This is a genomic window from Halomonas sp. MS1 (assembly GCF_024182575.1).
Classification (GTDB): Bacteria; Pseudomonadota; Gammaproteobacteria; order Pseudomonadales; family Halomonadaceae; genus Vreelandella.
Genome location: NZ_CP098926.1, coordinates 100,695 through 118,269, shown reverse-complemented (window position 1 = coordinate 118,269; position 17,575 = coordinate 100,695). Strand labels below are relative to the sequence as shown.

The 17,575-nt window shown below is 53.3% G+C and carries 14 protein-coding genes; 11 read left to right on the top strand and 3 right to left on the bottom strand.

Annotated elements, in window-relative coordinates; translation table 11 throughout:
- Window positions 1–270: 270 nt before the first annotated feature.
- From NF683_RS00515 to NF683_RS00475, 9 genes are all read left to right on the top strand, one after another.
- Window positions 271–837 carry a DUF6891 domain-containing protein gene (locus NF683_RS00515; RefSeq protein WP_089039436.1) on the top strand — a complete coding sequence of 189 codons (567 nt, stop codon included), beginning with the start codon at window positions 271–273 and terminating at the stop codon, window positions 835–837.
- A gap of 182 nt (window positions 838–1,019) precedes the next feature.
- Window positions 1,020–1,634 (top strand): CDP-alcohol phosphatidyltransferase family protein, encoded by a 615-nt coding sequence (locus NF683_RS00510; protein ID WP_089039435.1) that lies wholly within the window; start codon window positions 1,020–1,022, stop codon window positions 1,632–1,634.
- 88 nt (window positions 1,635–1,722) lie between these two features.
- Window positions 1,723–2,361, top strand: coding sequence for a lysophospholipid acyltransferase family protein (locus NF683_RS00505; protein WP_193085301.1), 639 nt, complete (start codon window positions 1,723–1,725; stop codon window positions 2,359–2,361).
- A complete protein-coding gene (locus NF683_RS00500) occupies window positions 2,358–3,281 on the top strand; it encodes a phosphatidate cytidylyltransferase (protein ID WP_089039433.1) in 924 nt (307 codons plus the stop codon). The genes NF683_RS00505 and NF683_RS00500 overlap by 4 nt, the downstream gene beginning before the upstream one ends.
- Before the next feature lie 813 nt (window positions 3,282–4,094).
- Entirely contained in the window at window positions 4,095–4,436 is a 342-nt protein-coding gene (locus NF683_RS00495) for a hypothetical protein (RefSeq protein WP_253920989.1), read from the top strand.
- Between the two features lie 396 nt (window positions 4,437–4,832).
- Window positions 4,833–5,882 (top strand): DUF2235 domain-containing protein, encoded by a 1,050-nt coding sequence (locus tag NF683_RS00490; RefSeq protein ID WP_253920988.1) that lies wholly within the window; start codon window positions 4,833–4,835, stop codon window positions 5,880–5,882.
- Between the two features lie 146 nt (window positions 5,883–6,028).
- A complete protein-coding gene (locus NF683_RS00485; RefSeq protein WP_253920987.1) occupies window positions 6,029–6,352 on the top strand; it encodes a DUF427 domain-containing protein in 324 nt (107 codons plus the stop codon).
- Between the two features lie 106 nt (window positions 6,353–6,458).
- Window positions 6,459–6,989, top strand: a complete 531-nt coding sequence (locus NF683_RS00480) for a hypothetical protein (protein ID WP_253920986.1) — start codon at window positions 6,459–6,461, stop codon at window positions 6,987–6,989.
- A gap of 104 nt (window positions 6,990–7,093) precedes the next feature.
- Window positions 7,094–8,767: an AIPR family protein gene (locus NF683_RS00475; RefSeq protein ID WP_253920985.1), complete on the top strand. Its 1,674-nt coding sequence runs from the start codon at window positions 7,094–7,096 to the stop codon at window positions 8,765–8,767.
- Window positions 8,768–8,948: 181 nt separating this feature from the next.
- Here the strand turns inward: NF683_RS00475 and recD are convergent, their stop codons facing one another.
- The gene (recD, locus tag NF683_RS00470) at window positions 8,949–11,327 is read right to left on the bottom strand and encodes an exodeoxyribonuclease V subunit alpha (protein WP_253920984.1); all 2,379 of its coding nucleotides are present in this window, start codon (window positions 11,325–11,327) and stop codon (window positions 8,949–8,951) included.
- Window positions 11,324–15,037 carry an exodeoxyribonuclease V subunit beta gene (gene recB, locus NF683_RS00465; RefSeq protein WP_253920983.1) on the bottom strand — a complete coding sequence of 1,238 codons (3,714 nt, stop codon included), beginning with the start codon at window positions 15,035–15,037 and terminating at the stop codon, window positions 11,324–11,326. The genes recD and recB overlap by 4 nt, the downstream gene beginning before the upstream one ends.
- Window positions 15,038–15,182: 145 nt before the next feature.
- Between recB and pncB the strand changes: the two genes are divergently transcribed.
- A complete protein-coding gene (pncB, locus tag NF683_RS00460; protein WP_253920982.1) occupies window positions 15,183–16,364 on the top strand; it encodes a nicotinate phosphoribosyltransferase in 1,182 nt (393 codons plus the stop codon).
- A 17-nt stretch (window positions 16,365–16,381) separates the two neighbouring features.
- On the opposite strand, the gene NF683_RS00455 is transcribed toward pncB, so the two are convergent.
- A complete protein-coding gene (locus tag NF683_RS00455; protein WP_253920981.1) occupies window positions 16,382–16,870 on the bottom strand; it encodes a DUF2938 domain-containing protein in 489 nt (162 codons plus the stop codon).
- Between the two features lie 209 nt (window positions 16,871–17,079).
- On the opposite strand from NF683_RS00455, the gene NF683_RS00450 reads away from it, so the two are divergent.
- Entirely contained in the window at window positions 17,080–17,547 is a 468-nt protein-coding gene (locus tag NF683_RS00450; protein ID WP_253920980.1) for a helix-turn-helix domain-containing protein, read from the top strand.
- The last annotated feature ends 28 nt before the right edge of the window (window positions 17,548–17,575 follow it).

Sequence of the window (17,575 nt, the reverse complement as noted above, 5' to 3'; positions counted from 1 at the left end):
GAGAGGTAATCAGCTCATCATGAAGGGCATTTCAGGGCGACGCTCAAAGCAACGCCGCCTCCCGGCTGACGTTTGCGCTAAGTGACGGCGATTATTTCAAACTCGATTTCGCCATGAACGCCTTTGATAACGCCTCTCTGTACGAGTTTCTAGCAGCCATCAAGCGTAAAGGCATTTAGGTCAATATTCAGGATTGAGCCAGCCACATGCCAGTGCGTTTATATGCCGTAATTGTGTAACAGAAATCTTCAGGCAACTAAGGAAAAGAGTATGAATAAAGTGGATCAATATACTTTAGACATTGTTAAGACGCTTGTCTGGGGTGGGTTTCATGCACGAGAAGACATTCAGGAAGAAATTTCTGACCTGCTTGAAGAGGAGGCAGATGAAGATATGTTGCGTGAGTCAGTCAACAGCGAGTTTAAGAAGAAACATGAAGCTGAAAAGACATGGCCCAGAGTGACAGATCTGGATCGACTGGATAGTGCATTTCAATCCCTGCGAGACAGAGGTGTTCTCTGTTTACATTATGCCGGATATACGATGTCTGATGGGCATGCCGATTCAAGCGAAGCCTTGAATGAATACCCGAAAGGTACCTTCTTCGGCTATTGTTTCTATCATGGTCAGGATGTAGAGCGCGCTGTTTCAGGCGCAGGGCTGATGTTGGCTTATGATCACGTTAATGGTGATGTACCGGAAAAAATTAAAGTAGCTCAAACCATACAGCAAGAGCTGGAAAGGGCAGGGTTTAACCTGGACTGGGATGGCACGGCCAATCAAAGAATTAATATCCCTGCGTTTGACTGGAAGCATCGTTCAGGTAGCGGCATATAGTGGTCGTATCTCCCAAGTGGGGCTATCACACGGGCCACGACAGTTAAGAAATTTTATCAAGCAATACCCACGCAGCGCGTAACAGTGCGTGTAGAGGCATCGGACAGGGCTTTTAAGCAATGGCCCGGTATTTCAGGGAATGCGGTGAGAATTATCATTTTTCTAACAGGAGGTTAACGCCAATGAGCCTGTCTGTTTACCAATTGAAATCCCGTTTTCAGAACCTTCTTCGCCCTCTAGTGACTCGTCTATATAACAGTGGCATTACTGCCAATCAGGTCACTGTTATGGCAGCCGTGGGCTCCCTGTTACTCGGAACCCTGTTATTGCTGTTGCCCCACACCTGGCTGTTTGCCTTTATCCCACTTTGGATGCTCATAAGAATGGCGCTCAACGCTATCGACGGCATGTTGGCGCGCGAATTTTCCCAGCAGTCCCGTCTTGGCGCCTATCTTAATGAGCTGGCCGATATCGTTTCTGATGCGATTCTCTATTTGCCTTTCGCCCTGCTGACCGGGGTTGAACCTGCGTTGATCATTGCGCTGACCCTGCTGGCCATTGTCAGTGAGTACGCGGGTGTGCTCGGTGTGATGGTAGGGGCCGAGCGTCGCTATGATGGCCCCATGGGCAAAAGTGACCGCGCCCTAATATTTGGTACGCTGGGGCTGCTCGTCGCGCTGGGCTGGCTACCTGCTTTCTGGCTGAATTTGATCTTTTCTGCGGTCATCCTTTTGCTAGGCGTCACTATTTTCAACCGGGTAACGTCCGGTTTAACGCAGGCGGATGGCAAGCATTAAGGCATCCCTCCAAAACCATCCAAGGGCGATGGCAGCATTCAAGTGTTGCCAGGTTTTCTATCTCCCTGACAGGAGTTGACCGTTACCCATGAATACGTTGATCGGCTGGTTCGCGGGCATAACCGCCTATTGCATTACCTTGGCCGCCAGGCTTATCACAGGTGCTAGAGCACTTTGGCTGGGCTGCAACGCCAGCCATCATCAAAGGCTCTACTTTGCCAATCACAGCAGTCACGGCGACTTTGTGTTGTTGTGGGCCTCACTTCCGGCGTTGCTCAGGAAAAGAACCCGCCCGGTGGCCGGTGCCGAATACTGGGAGGACACAGCACTGAAGCGTTTTATCAGCCAGCGGGTGTTCAATGCTGTACTGGTTCCAAGAGGGAACCAAGGTGAGGGGAACCCTCTGGCACCCGTCCAGCAGGCACTTGCGAATGGCGACTCGCTGATCTTTTTTCCGGAAGGTACGCGTAACCTGAGTGAGGCGCCGCTGCTGCCTTTCAAAAGTGGTATTTATCACCTAGCCCATGCCTTCCCTGACCTGGAACTGATACCGGTCTGGATTACCAACCTGAATCGCGCCATGCCCAAAGGGCGTTATCTTCCCTTACCGCTGCTATGTACCTTGCGTTTCGGTGCACCGATCAAGCTTCAGGGTGAAGAAACTAAGGCGGCCTTTCTTGAGCGGCTGCAACTGGCATTGCTCGACATGTCACAGGAGGACGTATGAACCAGACATTATGGCTGTTTGCTGGTATTGGGCTGCTCTTGTTAGTGGCAACTCTGGCGGGCAGGTTACTGGCCTGGCGCAAGGGCAACAATGCGGTGATTGCTAATCTTAATGCCAGAATCAATGCCTGGTGGGTGATGGTATTCGCCATCGGCATCGCCTTCATGTTTGGCCTGTATGGTGTGATTCTGCTGTTTTTTCTGGTGTCGTTTTACGCCCTGAGGGAGTTTCTGACCCTGACCCCAACGCGGGATAGTGATTACCTGGCGTTGGTGGCGGCTTTCTATTTTGCCTTGCCAGTACAGTATCTGCTGATAGCCACACATTGGTACGGCTTATTCAGTATTTTTATCCCCGTCTATCTGTTTCTTTTAATGCCCATTCTGTCCTCACTCGGCGGCGACACCACCCATTTCCTGGAACGCACCGCCAAAGTGCAATGGGGGCTGATGATCGCGGTTTATTGTGTCTCTGCCGTTCCTGCGTTAATGACGCTGAATATAGCGGGCTATGAAGGGCGCAACTTGATGCTTATCGCCTGGCTGATCCTCGTGGTTCAGCTATCGGATGTGTTGCAGTATTGCTGCGGCAAGCTGTTCGGCAAACATAAGGTGGCCCCCAAACTGTCGCCTTCCAAAACCGTGGAAGGGTTGCTGGGCGGGGTATTTCTGGCGACGATGGTGGGCGCTGGCCTGTACTGGATAACTCCTTTCTCACCCTGGCAGGCGGCACTTATTGCACTACTTGTGAATCTGTTGGGCTTCGCCGGTGGTCTGGTGATGTCGGCGATCAAGCGTGATCGAGGCGTCAAGGACTGGGGGCATATGATAGAAGGGCACGGTGGCATGCTCGACCGTATTGACTCTGTCTGCTTCGCCGCGCCGGTGTTTTTTCATGTGGTGCGCTACTGGTGGGCGTGATCGTCCACCCAAAAGCTGCCAGGCCATACCCGAAGGCGATAGGCTAAAGCATGATCCAAAGATGGGATTCAAATCGCGTAACTGCTCTGGATGTTATTTTTTTATATGGTTCTTATGCATCATAGAAAAGTGCCAAGAGACTTCAAACTAATGGAAGTCTTTAACAAAGTGCAGCAGCTTGCGCCTTTGATGCCGAGCATTCTTACCTTTTGCCGCTGTACAAAGTGTTTGTCACCGAGATAGCCCATGTACATTTCGAACATTCTTTGTGGTCTCTTTATTTGGTACGTGTCTATGATCAACTGGTCAATGTCGAATGGACCAGTATCAGTTCACACGGTCTATAGTTTAATCGTAGTTCTCGCGCTCGTTGCGTGCGCAGGCCTGAGCTTCCTTAGCCGGCGCGCATCAGCAACCGTAAACCTTTTGCTGGTGGGCTTGTTGGTCTTCCTGGCTGTAATGCAGTCACTGCACGTTGGCGGCGGCCTTGGTTTAAGTACTTTCGGCGTTTTCATACCACTGGCCCCCGTTATTGGGTTCTCCGCTTTTAATCTATGGCGCAAACGTTACTCCCAGCGTGGGCTGCCTATCGTGGCCAGAGCACTTCTTGTGATCACTCCTGCGGTAGTGGGTATCTACCTATCCGTTCCGATAATCCGGTATGCGCTTGTCATTGCTTAACACATATTTCCAGCTCGATGTCTCCGCCGTCGGTGGAACCGCGCCGAAGCTTAAGGCGTTGAACTCATGAAGCTAGTGATAATAGCCACAATAGTTATGCTGTGGGGGTGTTCTGAGGCTGGTGATAGGGCAATGAAACTAGACCTTATGCCCATCAACGGTCTGGTTGACCTCCAGAGCGAAGTTAGCGGTAATTGGGAGCGAGTCTGCATATTTGGCCCTTACAGCGGTAACTCTATGGCAGCAGAGGTGCTTGGTTTTGAATATGACCTGGAATCGAAAAGCGCCATCCTCATCAGTGATAGCATTTCGATTCTAGTATTTGCAGAGTTAGATCGAATCGTATCTTTTTACGAAATGCCCAGAAGCTATGCAGATTTTTCAGGGCTGAGCGGGCAGTGTTTTCCACGTTCTGACTCGAAATTTAGAATTTATCCAAGTCAGTCAGGTTGGCCAGAAGTAAAAAAGGTATAACCAGTGCCAGCAAGCAAACGCGTTAGTCTCAATCAGTAGCGTAGGGCGGCCCCCTGCTACGCGACAAAACAGTCGAACGTGTAAGCTTCACCCCACGCTCACCCGCATCACCTCCCTCGTCACCGACTCGTTCAACAGCCCGCGTTTGGTTTCGACCAGCGTGAGCCAATCCCAGGCCTTTGATGCTACGAGCCAACACCTCTTAAGCAGCGCCCGCATCGGGGGCGCTGCTTAGAGTTGGCTATCAACAGGTGACGGGATGAATTGTCGACTAACCTTCATTAAATAATGTGGAGGTCGCAGGTACGCGTTGGCCAAGAGCGCATCGTGCATCGTCTGCCCCTCATTAAGCGATTATGAGCACTGTTCAAAGGCGTGCATCATCATGGGGGCACCATGGCAAAGCAAAAATTGATTCTGCTATTCGATGGCACCTGGAACGACCCTGAAGATCAAACCAATGTGTATCGTATTACCCGGCTGCTCCATGATGACGATGACGGTATCAGGCAGCGGTTCTATTATGATCCCGGCGTAGGGACATCCAAATTTCAGCGCTTTTCCGGCGGAGCCTTCGGTTATGGGCTGAGCAAAAACCTACGGGAAGGCTATGACTGGCTGGCAAGGCGTTACAGTGAAGGCGATGAAATCTGGATATTTGGATTCAGCCGCGGTGCCTACACCGCCAGAAGTCTGGTGGGGATGATTCGTAAATGCGGGCTAGTGCATGTCGTCACGCCAGGGCTGCTCGATAAGGCCGAACGTATTTATCGAAACCGCGATTTGCACCCCGATTCTGAGGTATGCACAGAGTTCAAGGAGCGCTTCAGCCGCCAGCCCAGGATTCATTTCATTGGCGTGTGGGATACCGTTGGCGCACTGGGCGTGCCCGGAACCAACCTGTTCAAAAGAAAATACGATTGGCACGATACCGAGCTTTCCAGCATTGTCGATCATGCCTATCAAGCGGCCGCGCTGGACGAACACAGGTCGGCGTATAACGTATCGCTCTGGACGAGCAAGGATGGCAAGCAGAAAGCGGGCAACCGCAACGTCGAGCAGCGCTGGTTTATCGGTGCCCACGCCAATGTAGGCGGCGGCTATGGCACTGACGACACGCTGGCCGACATACCGTTGAGCTGGATGTTAACCAAAGCGCAGCAGGCAGGCCTAAAAGTGGCACCCTTCGATGTTGCTGAGGATGCCTGGAGAATGGCACCGAAAGATTCGTTTGCTGATTTTCTAAAAGGGCTCTACGCCAAGTATGCACGTCTTAGATACAAGGGCGACGGCCGATTTTACCGGCAGTATGCGCAGGGTATGCAGGGGCTTCCTGCGGTGAATATTTCAGTCGATGAGAGTGTATGGAAGCGCTGGGCCGATACCATGTGTGAGTACCGGCCACGTACCCTGACCGATGCCCACCTTTCCCCACCGGAGGAGTAGGCTGGGCGGCGGCGTGGAAGTGATGAGTGATCTAGGTCATGAAGTGACCAATATCGACTAAAAACTAAGTCTGCAAAGTGGGCTAAATATAATTTAACTGCTAGGATCGAAGCATTAGAGCGAACAACGCCGCAGGGAACAACCTAATGCAAAATGCCCCACGCATTGAGCTTCACCCTATTAGCCAACGCGTGCAGGCGCATGTTGATGGCACGCTAATCGCCGATTCCACCAATACGCTTGAACTCCGCGAACGCGGCTACCCACCACGCCACTACTTCCCTCGTGAAGACGTGCGGATGGATTTACTCACCGTGTCAGAAACCACCACCTATTGCCCATTTAAAGGGCACACAGTGTATTTCTCGCAGGGTGATATTCAGGATATCGCTTGGAGCTACGAGCAGCCGATTGAGGGTATGGAAGCTATTGCGGGTAGGGTGGCGTTTTATAAGGAACTGCGTGAATGAAGCCTTTCGACCAAGCGGACTTCACGACAGAGTCAGTATGCTGGTTCAGTAGTGTTACGCAGCCAGTACGATAATCATTATTATTTTCTAAGTGGAGATTTTATAAGTGTCATGGAATACTTTTCTTGAGGAGATGGATCTCGAAACAGTCCCATTTTCCGATAATACTCTGTCTTATCTAGACAGACGAAGTATTGATGTGGGAGAGCCTCAGGTGGGTAGTGTGGATCTTTCCAAAGTTGTTGGAACAACCCACCCCGATTACTGTGGCAAGACGTGGGGACAGTTGAAACCAATTCCTGGGACTTCTGGGGCTGACTTCATGAACAATAGGGATGTCGCATTTCAGGGACTCAAGAGAGCTTTTGGAAATGTTCAGTCTTTAGAGAGAAATCCTGATTACTATTTCAGTTACGAAGAAAAAGACCATTGGTCTTTCTACCAGATCGGAAGTGAATACTACATTTCGTCTGGAAATAATCGCACAGTGATTGGTCGTCTATTTCTACATCTGAATGGACAAGAGGAGGTTGTTCACGGCGTAAGAGTTACGCCAGCTGAGTTTAAAAAAGAGCCAGAGGTAGAACCAGTACACCTTGGTTTTATTTCTCGGTTAATGGCATGGTTAAGAACATAGCCAAAGTCTGTTATCAGACGCACTTACGCTGCGCTCTGGTAAGCCGAAAAGCCAAGTGTTAGCTCTTTAAGTGCGTATGAAAATAAAATTACTAAGGAATGAAAATGGCTCAAAAAACAAATGATCAGATAATTCTTGAGCAAATTATCAAGGAGCGATGTGCAGAATCTGGTGATGAATTGACAGTGTCAGAGTATTTCGAAATATACTCGGCATCAGAAATACTTAAGAATTATGATCTTACCTACGATGACATTTCATACGGGATAGTAGGTGATGGTGGAGACGGCGGTATAGATTCGATCTACACTTTTATAAATGGTGAGTCGTTAAAAGAAGATACACCTGTAAATACCAGCCAGAAAAAAAATCACATTGAACTGGTTATAATTCAGTCGAAAACTTCTGCTTCTTTTAAAGAAGATGCTGTAATGAAATTCAGGGAGTCAGCTCAGGATTTATTTAACCTCGCGAACAATCCAGACGATTATGCTACGCGCTACAATGTTGATCTTATTGATAAAGTTAAGCTTTTTAGGGATTTGTATGCAAAGTTAGCAAAGACATTTCCAAAAATAGAAATAAGATATTTCTATGCAACTCAAGGCGATGATGTACACCAGAATGTCTCAGGTAAGGTGCCAAAACTACAAGAAGATATCTTCAGAATGTTTAGTGGCGCTGAGTTTTCATTTGAATTCATAGGTGCGACTAAACTACTTGAGATGACGAGGAACGTACCATCTACTTCGAGAGTGCTAGAGGTGGCTGAATCACCAATTGGTACAACCGCTGGCAGTTATCTATGCTTAGTGAGTTTGTCTAAATACTACGAGTTCGTATCCGATTCAGGATCATTAGCAAGAAGTATTTTTGAATCAAATGTTAGAGATTATCAAGGCAGTGTTGTAGTCAATACAGGAATACGAAAAACGCTAGAAAATCAAGAGTCAGAAAACTTTTGGTACCTGAATAATGGTGTGACAATTATAACACCTAAAGCAGTAATGGCGGGAAAGCAACTTACAATTGAAGACCCTCAAATTGTTAATGGGCTTCAGACGTCGCATGAAATATACCAATATTTCTCGCAACTCGAAAGTCATGGAGGTGATGAAAGAGCTGTGCTTGTAAGAGTGATATGCGAAGAAGATGAGGAAGCGAGAGACAGAATTATACGAGCAACAAACAGCCAAACATCCATTCCGCCAGCCTCACTAAGAAGCTCTGATGATATTCATAGAAACATTGAAGATTTTCTTAAGTCAAACGGCTACTACTATGATAGAAAAAAGAATTTTTATAAAAACCAAGGAATGCCAGTCTCTAAGATTATTAGTATTTCTTATATGGCGCAAGCAATGATGGCTATCATGCTGTTGAAGCCTGATAGCGCAAGGGCTCGCCCTTCTACGCTGATAAATTCAGACGTCGAATATAAGAGAATATTTAGCTTAGATAAGCCAATTGATATATACCTTAAAACAATTCAAATAATGAAGGCGGTTGAAGCATATCTCAAGCCGGAAAATTGCGAAATTCAGTTAGAACGAAAAACTATTACTAATATAAAATTTTACGTAGCAATGGTGGCGAGTATTAAAATTGCAGGCTGCTCACAAGGGATAGAGAAAAAGCTATCGGAACTGCCGAACGTAGATGTAACTAACGAAATACTTCGTGATTCACTTCAATCGGTACTTGATGAGTTTAATAAATTAGGTGCGACTGACCAAGTTGCGAAGGGTTCGGTTCTTGTTGCTAACCTCCTGGACTAACACGTTGCTAGACGCGTATACATACTACTACGCTCGTTTTTGTGTAGTCGCTTCTTACACAAAACGCTCTCCGTAGTATGTGTCGGTGAGCAAGGCATTATATCAACACTTCCTCAACATCCGCTTCTGGCCGAAGACCGACACCACCAGCACCGTTAATGTCGGTTTTGATGATAACCTTCTACATCCCACTAACCCTCATCACTTCCCTCACCACAGCCTCATTCAGCACTCCGCGTTTGGCTTCCACTAGCGTGAGCCAGTCGCGGGCGCGAGTGATGCCGGTGTAGACTAGTTCGCGGGTCAGAATCGGGTTGATGGTGGGCGGTAGCAGCAGGGCGGTGTGCAGGAACTCCGAGCCTTGGGATTTGTGTACCGTCATCGCGAATACGGTTTCTACCGCGTGCAGGCGGGAGGGCAGCACCCAGCGGATGGGGTTATCGGCATCACTGGTGGCACTTGATGAAGGAAAGGCAACTCTCAACAGCTTTTGTTGCGGATTGCGGGGATCCGGCACCGCCAGGGTGATGCCGATATCACCGTTCATCAGTTTTAGACCGTAGTCGTTTTGGGTGACCAGTACCGGACGGCCTTCATACCAGCCTTTCTCCAACGTGTAATCACTGCCAAACAGCAGCTTTTCGCTGCGTAGGGTTTTGGCGATATGCAGGTTTAAACCTTCTACCCCCCAGGGGCCTTTGCGCAGCGCGCATAGCAGCTGGAAGTGGCTGTAGGCACTTAACACATCGCTTGCCCAGGCGTTATAGGCCGCTGGGTTGTCCTCAAACGATTCCCCGCGCGGGCGCTGTGCGTTTAGCACCTTTAGGTAGTGGCGATAGCCAGTGGGCGGGGCGATGGGTTCATTTTTGTGGTTAGTGCGGCCTTCACCGCCATTGAGAAACTTATCCGCGCTGCCGTGAATGACCAGCTTATCCAGCGCGGTGTCCTCAGCAAGCGTTAGGTGGTGAAGGTCTGGGTAGCCATGGCGTAGCACGGCGTTAACAGCCTGCTGTTTTTCCCAGTCAGTTTGGGCATGGCTGGGCTGGTTAATCGCCTGGGCTAACTGGCCAATGCCGCTGTGTTCGTTAAAGCGGTGGCTTACCCGCAGCATGGTAATGGCTTGGTCGAGCGGCTGGCCGTCAGCATCCAGGTACTCGGGTGGCAGCGGCTGGCCGGTGGCGCTTTCCAGCCATTGGGCGGTTGCTGGGGTGTAGTGGGCGGCTTCGGCGCGGCGGCATAAATCGCCGAGTACCGAGCCAGCTTCTACCGATGCCAACTGGTCTTTATCCCCCAGCAGCACGCACTGGGCATTGGCGGGCAGAGCGCTTAGCACGGCGGCCATCATTTCGATATCTACCATGGACGCTTCGTCGATCACCAGTACATCCAACGCTAGCGGGTTGGCGACGCTGTGGCGGAAGTGGCGGGTGTCGGGTCTTGCGCCTAATAAGCGGTGAAGTGTGGTGACTTCAGTTGGAATGGCGGCTTTTAGCTGCTCTGGGGCCTCACCCTCGCGAGCTGAAGCTCCCTCCCACAAAGCTCCTTCCAACAAAGCTCCCTCCGACAAAGCTCCTTCCAATAAGGTGGTTAATCCTTTGAAGGGGAGTTGGCTGACTTGCCCGGCGATGGATTCATTCAGGCGGGCGGCGGCTTTGCCGGTGGGGGCGGCTAGGCGAATGCGCAGCGGTTGGCTGGGTGAGTGGGCCAGTTGCAGGGTTTGCAGCAGGGCGAGCAGGCGCACCACGGTGGTGGTTTTGCCGGTGCCGGGGCCGCCGGTAATAATGCCGAAGCGGCTGCGGGCGGCCAGGGCGCAGGCGGTTTTTTGCCAGTCGAGGCCGTCGCTTGGCTTGAACAGAATATGCAGTGCCTGGGGGAGAAGGCCGGGGTGACTATCGTCACCCATCGCCCAATAAATTGGTCTCCTACAACGGTTATCAGTTGCCGTCGTGGCGTTATCATTCACCGCCTGTGTGTGTGTGGTGTTTTCATCTTCTAAGCGGCTGGCGATTTGCTGGTGTAGGGTTTGCTCATACTGCCAGTAGCGGCGTAGGTAGAGCCGCGTGTCTGAACCTGAGTGAGTGGTCACTACCACCAGCGGTGTGTTGCCGGGGCCTTCGCTGGTGAGCAGTGGGTGATGCAGCGCAGCTTGCCATTCGCTTAGCGTGAGCGTTGCCAGCACATCGCTGGGCAGCGGTGGCGGGTCGCTTAAATCATCCCCTTCTGGCGGTAGCGAAAGGGCAAAATCCGGTGCGTTAAGCGTGGCGTTTAAGTCCAAGCACACATGGCCACGGCCTAGCTGGTGGCTGGCCAGGGCGGCGGCTAACAGCAGCAGCGCGGGGGCATCCGCTGCTTCTGCCGCTAAAAAGCGCACCAGGGCGCGGTCTAAATCACGCAGCCAGCCCCTGGCTACCCAGCGCTCGCATAGAGTTAGTAATTCCGTGGTATCGCTTAACGCAGGGTGAGCGCTCACTGGCGTGGAAGCCGTGGAGGGCTGGGCATCCTGTGTTTCAACGGCATCGCCAAACAGGTCGAAGGTGTGGGTGTCTTTGGGCTTACTCATACCGTCGCTTCCTGTGCGGGACTTGAAAACGGTGCGCCTGCAAACAGGCTGTCCAGTGCTTCGATCAGTTCAACCGGGGCGGGCTCGGAAAATACCCCGCGCCCTGGGCTGCGGCTGCCGCGCAGAAATACCGTCATTGAACCGCCCAAGTGCTGGTGCGGGTCGTAGTCGGGCAGGCGCGCTTTTAGCAGCCGATGCATAGCCAGCAGGTAAAGCGCGGCCTGGAGATCATAGCGCTTGGCTAGCAGCGCATGGCGCAAGGCTTCCGGTTCGTAATCGCTGTCATTCGGCCCTAAATAGTTCGATTTCCAGTCCAACACGTAAAAGCGCCCTTGGTGCTCGAAAGCTAAATCGATAAAGCCTTTGAGCATGCCGTTTAGGGTATCGGCATCCAGCGCTGGGCGCTCAACCCCTGGCAGTAAGTGCTTGCTTACCAGCGCATCAATCGCTTGGGTGTTGACCCGTTGGGCGGCCAGCCAGAACTCTAGCTCCACTTGGTAGCTGGTGAGTTCGGTGAGCGCGACGTTTTGCTGGTTTGGCGCGGCCAGCGGTAACGGCGTGGTGAGCAGCGCTGAAAGCCAGCCAGCCAGCGGTTCCTGCCATGTTTGCCAGCCGCGTAGCTGTACGCGCCGCCATAGCATGTCGTTGAGTGAATCTTGATCGTTAGCAGCGGCTGCAAAGCCTTGTCTGCCTGCCCATTCCAACAGCCCGTGCAGGAAAGTGCCCGGCCCTGGCCCCCTGGGAAATTTATGCAGATGAAATGTTTCCTGCTGGGCCAACTGGGATAGTTCCTGCGGCTCATCCAATACTTCAAACGCGGTGGCTTCCTGGGCGGTGGTGGGCTCCAGTGGCGTGGCCGTGGGGGCGCTGAGCGTGCCGGAAAGGCGTAGCGCCGAGTAGCTGGCAATCCACCAGTGTTCCTTGGCCGGGCGCGTGGGCGTGCGGGCATGCCCAAGCGTGGCGCTTTGTTCAGAGAGGGCAAGGCGCTGGGCAGTGGGTGCCGGTGGCTCGTTGACAGCAATCTCGCTGCCTTGAGCCAGCGCTTCCAGCGCGGTGGTTAGCTCTGCCGGTGCAATCATTTTTCCGCCGCTAATCAGGTAGCCGAGGGCGCTATTTTCCAACCCTTGCAGCGAGGCTAGCCCCAGCCAAGTCGCGTGGCGGGCGCGGGTCAGCGCTACGTACAGTTTGCGCAGGTCTTCCCCTAAACGTTCGCGGTCGGCGGTGGCCAGGGTTTCTTCATCCGCGCTTAGGCTGAGCTGAAGGTTGCCGTGGGCGTCGTGCCAGCGCAGCGGTATGTCTTTATCGCTCACCGGGCGGTGGTTGGCGATAAACGGCAGGAATACCAGCGGATACTCAAGCCCTTTGGATTTGTGGATGGTGACCACCTTGACCAAATCCGCGTCGCTTTCCAGGCGCAACTTGTGGCTGTCGCCGTGGCTTTCCGGGTCGGCAATGGCTTCATACAGAAAGCGAATCAGCGCGTGTTCGCCATCCAGTTCAGCGCTGGCTTGCTGCAGCAATTCGCCCAAGTGCAGCAGGTCGGTGAGCAAGCGCTCACCCTCTTCGAATTCCCCCAACAGGCGGGCGGGAATGTCGAAATCCACCATCATACGGCGTACCAGGGGCAGCACACCCTGGCGCTGCCATAGGCGATGATAGTGGCTGAATTGCTCTACCCGCGCTTCCCAGCCCAGTTCGTTTTGTTGCAGGTGATCAAGGTCGGCTAGGCTTAGCCCCAATACTGGCGTGGCCAAAGCGGCGCGCAGATGGGCTTCGGCTTGGCGGGAGCTGGCTAACGGCTCGGCGCAGGCGCGCAGCCAGCGTTCTACCTGCTTCGCCATGGGCGAGCTAAATACCTTGTCGTGGTCGGAAAGGTAAACACTCTTTACTCCACGGCTGGCCAGCGCTAAGCGAATGGCACGGGCTTCCTGCAGGCCGTTGACCAGCACTGCCATATCGGAAGGTTTTAGCGGGCTTAGGCCATCGCCTTTTTGGAAGCCGCTTTGGCCTTGTTTATTGCCACTTTGAGCTGCCGCGAGCAGTTCCACCATATAAGAGGCGCAACGTTCGGCCATCTCGGTTTGGTAGGCGGTTTTGGAAAGTGGTTCTTCGCTTGTTAACGGCCAGAGCGTCATGGCGGGCAGCGGCTGGCCTTGGTGGACCAGCTGTTCGTCGCGGCCTTTGGCATCTACCGATAAGAACGGCAGCGGGTTCTCACCGCCTTCTTCGCGAAATAGGAACGCCCCAGCCGGGTGCTGATCGGCGTAGTGGAAGCAGTGATTGACGGCTTCCACCATGGCGCGGCTGGAACGGAAGTTGGTGCCCAGAGTGACGTGGCGGCCTGCGGTGTCTTGGCGGGCTTGCAGATAGGTGAAAATATCCGCACCGCGAAAGGCGTAGATGGCCTGCTTGGGGTCACCGATCAATAGCATAGCGGCGTCGCGGCGGGGGTTGGCGACGTCATAGACCGCGTTAAAAATGCGGTACTGAATCGGGTCGGTGTCCTGGAACTCGTCAATCAGTGCCACGGGGAACTGGCGCAGAATCTGCGCGGCCAGGGCGTCTTTGTTGGGGCCTTGCAGGGCGCGGTCTAAATGGGTGAGCAGATCGTTGGGGCCCATTTCAGCGCGGCGTTCTTGCTCGCGCTCCATACGTACTTTGCACCACTGCACGGCGTGAATCAGCAGGTCGTTGCGCGGTTCGGGTAAGGCGTTGAGAGCGGCGGGCATGTCCGCCAGCGCTTCCCAGGCGGCTGGGCAGGGTGGCGCGCCGTCTTTCCATATCTCGGCCATGCCGTCTGGGGTCAGGCGTTTCCAGGCGGCGGGGGTAAGCGCGGGGCGCTCAAGGTCGCTTTCGCACCATTCGCGCAGTGTACCTAGCCAGCTGGCGCGGCTTTTGGCGTTGAAGCTTTGGCCTTTGAAGGCTTTACGTTTAGCGGCCTCTTCCAGTGCGGGCACCAGTTCATCTAGCCAAGCGGGCCAGGGGGCTTTTAACGTGCCTAATGTGGCGCTGCGTTCGGCTTCGGCAGCGCTTAATGTGTCGGCTGGCGCGGGGCGCTGGCTGCCCAGTGCGTCGCTTTCGTTGAGCAGCTTGCGTACATCATCGTGGAGTTTATCCGGCGATTTCCAGTAGCGGGTAATGCTGCCCAGGGCGTCGGCATACAGTGGGTAGTAGAAGGTGCGCCAGTAGTCGCGCACCACTTCTTGTTCCAGTTCGCGCTGGTCGTTTTCCAGGTTGAGCGAGAACAGGCTACCGCTATCGAAGGCGTGTTCGCGCAGCATGCGGTAGCACCAGCTGTGGATGGTGGAAACCGCGGCTTCGTCCATCCATTCGGCGGCTAGCTCCAGACGGCGGGCGCAGGCGGGCCAAGTTGCCTCTGCGTATTGCTCGCGGAGTTGGAGGAGCAACGGATCGTCCGAAGGCTCGGAAGTAGGGGCCTTGCGAAAAACGCCAGCGGCTTCTACCAGCCGGTGGCGGATACGTTCGCGCAGTTCCTGGGTGGCAGCATTGGTGAAGGTGACGACCAGGATTTCCGGCGGGGTGAGCGGGCGCACAAAGGCGCTGTGGTCCTCGCTGTGCTGCCCGCCCAGCACCAGGCGCACGTAGAGCAGTGCGATGGTGAAGGTTTTGCCCGTGCCCGCGCTGGCTTCAATCAGGCGGCTGCCGTGAAGCGGTAGCGTAAGTGGGTTAAGCGGGGCGGGCTGACTCATCACGGGTCTCCGAAAGTAAAGCGCCCCAGCGCGGGGCCAAGACTGTATGAGTGCCCCGCCACCTGATAATCTTGTCGCCAAGCCACTCTTAGGACGCTTAGTTTACGCTACCAGCGGCTTCGGTTCACTTACACGTAGGGATCTCATGCTGACCTCGCTTCTGGATAATGACTTCTACAAAATCACGATGCAGAACGCCGTGATCAAACGCTTTCCCTATGCACATGCACGCTACGCATTTATCAATCGTGGCCAGCACGCGTTTCCTGAAGGCTTTGGTACTGCGCTCCGCCACGAGGTCGATAAAATGGCGGCGCTTCGCCTGAGCGATCAGGAAAAACGCTACCTGGAAGTTACTTGCCCTTATCTTGACCCGACCTATCTCGATTTTCTGGCCGGCTTTCGTTACGAACCCTCTGAAGTAATCATTGAGCAGCAGGGCAGTGAGCTGACGGTGGTTATCGAGGGGCCTTGGTACCGCACTATTTTATGGGAAGTGCCGCTGATGGCGTTGATCAGCGAACTTTGGTATCGGCTACGTGGCGTCTCGGTGACCCATGATGACGATGCCCTGATCGAGCAACGCACCCAGGAAAAGATTGAGCTTTACCGCCGCTTAGGGTTGAAGATTGCCGAGTTCGGCACGCGTCGCCGTTTCTCATTTGAGGTTCATGATCGAGTGGTGGAAGCGCTGCGCCACTACGGTGGTGAAGCCTTCAGCGGCACTAGCAATGTACTGCTGGCCATGCGCCACGATGTGAAGCCGATAGGCACCCACGCCCACGAGTGGTTTATGTTCCATGGTGCCCGCTTTGGCTTCAAAATGGCTAACAGTCTTGCCCTTGAACATTGGGTGGATGTGTATCGTGGCGATTTGGGAATTGCCCTAACCGACACCTTCACATCGTCCGCTTTCTTCGACAGCTTCGATAAAAAATTCGCCAAGCTGTTCGACGGCGTACGCCATGATAGCGGTGACCCGATTGAGTTTGCCTCCCAAACCATCGCGCACTATGAACGCTTGGGAATTAATCCGCTGAGCAAAACCATCATTTTTTCGGATGCCTTAACGCCGGAAAAAGTCGAGCGCATTCAAGCGTTTTGTCAGGAACGGATTGGGATGGCGTTTGGCATCGGCACCAACTTCACTAACGATGTCGGCGCTGAGCCGATGAATATGGTGATCAAAATGGTCGAGGCGCGCCCCGAAGGACAGGGCTGGCTGCCGGTGATCAAACTCTCCGATGTGCCGGATAAGCATACCGGCGACCCGGAGATGATTTCGTTAGCAAAACGGATACTCTCGTTAAGCGAGACGAGTATTTAAGCTGGTTTTATGCTGGCCTAAAGAACCCGCATCACTAGGACGCCTGCCACCCATAGGCCAGCGCCAAAACTGGCGTGCGCGAAAAGACTACGCAGCCTGGCGGTGGTTGGCTGCGGCGTCTTGCGAGCGGCAATCCCTGCACCCATACCCGGCTGCAGGATTAGAAACGGCGCAATTACTGTGATCACACCGAAGCCTAACGCAGCTATGAGTGTGGGGCGTGCCAGCCAGTTTGGTCCAACCAGCACTAAGAATATGATCGCGAAAGCGATGCCAATCAGGTAGTGCGCCAGCCACCCTAGCACCATTTCTGCTCGAATCGGGGCGCTTTCACCAATCGGCCGGTGGATGAACCTGCCCTTCGGCAAATGCCCCAGCCAACGCCCGACCATGGCGTAATTCAGCGAGGGAATACCCAGCAGCCGCTTCTGCAGCAGCGCGACTATGTCCATAAAAGCAGTTGCTCCCAGGCCGAGCAGTAGCGCATTGATCATCAGCCCATTCATTGCTGCACTCCTGGCATTTTTGTCCCGGTCGTCGCTGTGCTTGTTATCTTTGCTCTTGTTAACAGTTTAGCAACGGCGTATGGGCGGTTGTGCGTATTGAAAACAGGCATGCTTGTTAGACTCCTGACAGTGTGGATAGAAGTGTGGGTGGATACGTAAGGGAGAAGCGTTGTAGCCTATTACTTCAAGTCAACTTTAAGTCAAGTGCCATGCTCGATATTTCCGAACTGTCTCGAAAAAGCGGTATTCCTGCCTCGAAATTGCGCTATTACGAGGAAGTTGGCCTGATTAGGTCGGTAGGGCGCAATGGTCTGCGGCGGGTTTTTGAGACCAGCGTTTTAACACGCTTGTCGCTGATTGCACTGGGGCAGGTCGCGGGTTTTTCACTGGCCGAGATGCGCGACATGCTTGGCACGCAACGGCAGCCGGAAATCGACCGTGAAGCGGTGAGTGCTAAGGCAGATCTTCTCGACCGCCACATTAACGAACTGACAGCCCTTCGTGACGGTTTACGTCATGTGGCGACCTGCACTGCGCCGAGTCATCTGGAGTGCCAGACGTTTCAGCGTCTAATGCGCATCGCATTGGCTCGCCAGACTGGGCGAAAGCCTGAGCAGCAAAAGCGCCTTACGCAGAAAAACAGCCGTGCCAACAAGCAGAAAGGGAGTAAACCCTGATCACCACATGGACACGGTTGAGCTTGAA

What these genes read in the sequence shown, in the direction of transcription:
- NF683_RS00500 (WP_089039433.1), top strand. Translation starts at nt 2,358, where the DNA reads ATGAACCAGACATTATGGCTGTTTGCTGGTATTGGGCTGCTCTTGTTA.
- NF683_RS00505 (WP_193085301.1), top strand. Translation starts at nt 1,723, where the DNA reads ATGAATACGTTGATCGGCTGGTTCGCGGGCATAACCGCCTATTGCATT.
- NF683_RS00455 (WP_253920981.1), bottom strand. Translation starts at nt 16,870, where the DNA reads ATGAATGGGCTGATGATCAATGCGCTACTGCTCGGCCTGGGAGCAACT.
- NF683_RS00490 (WP_253920988.1), top strand. Translation starts at nt 4,833, where the DNA reads ATGGCAAAGCAAAAATTGATTCTGCTATTCGATGGCACCTGGAACGAC.
- NF683_RS00515 (WP_089039436.1), top strand. Translation starts at nt 271, where the DNA reads ATGAATAAAGTGGATCAATATACTTTAGACATTGTTAAGACGCTTGTC.
- NF683_RS00495 (WP_253920989.1), top strand. Translation starts at nt 4,095, where the DNA reads ATGAAACTAGACCTTATGCCCATCAACGGTCTGGTTGACCTCCAGAGC.
- NF683_RS00475 (WP_253920985.1), top strand. Translation starts at nt 7,094, where the DNA reads ATGGCTCAAAAAACAAATGATCAGATAATTCTTGAGCAAATTATCAAG.
- NF683_RS00510 (WP_089039435.1), top strand. Translation starts at nt 1,020, where the DNA reads ATGAGCCTGTCTGTTTACCAATTGAAATCCCGTTTTCAGAACCTTCTT.
- pncB (WP_253920982.1), top strand. Translation starts at nt 15,183, where the DNA reads ATGCTGACCTCGCTTCTGGATAATGACTTCTACAAAATCACGATGCAG.
- recB (WP_253920983.1), bottom strand. Translation starts at nt 15,037, where the DNA reads ATGAGTCAGCCCGCCCCGCTTAACCCACTTACGCTACCGCTTCACGGC.
- NF683_RS00485 (WP_253920987.1), top strand. Translation starts at nt 6,029, where the DNA reads ATGCAAAATGCCCCACGCATTGAGCTTCACCCTATTAGCCAACGCGTG.
- NF683_RS00450 (WP_253920980.1), top strand. Translation starts at nt 17,080, where the DNA reads ATGCTCGATATTTCCGAACTGTCTCGAAAAAGCGGTATTCCTGCCTCG.
- recD (WP_253920984.1), bottom strand. Translation starts at nt 11,327, where the DNA reads ATGAGTAAGCCCAAAGACACCCACACCTTCGACCTGTTTGGCGATGCC.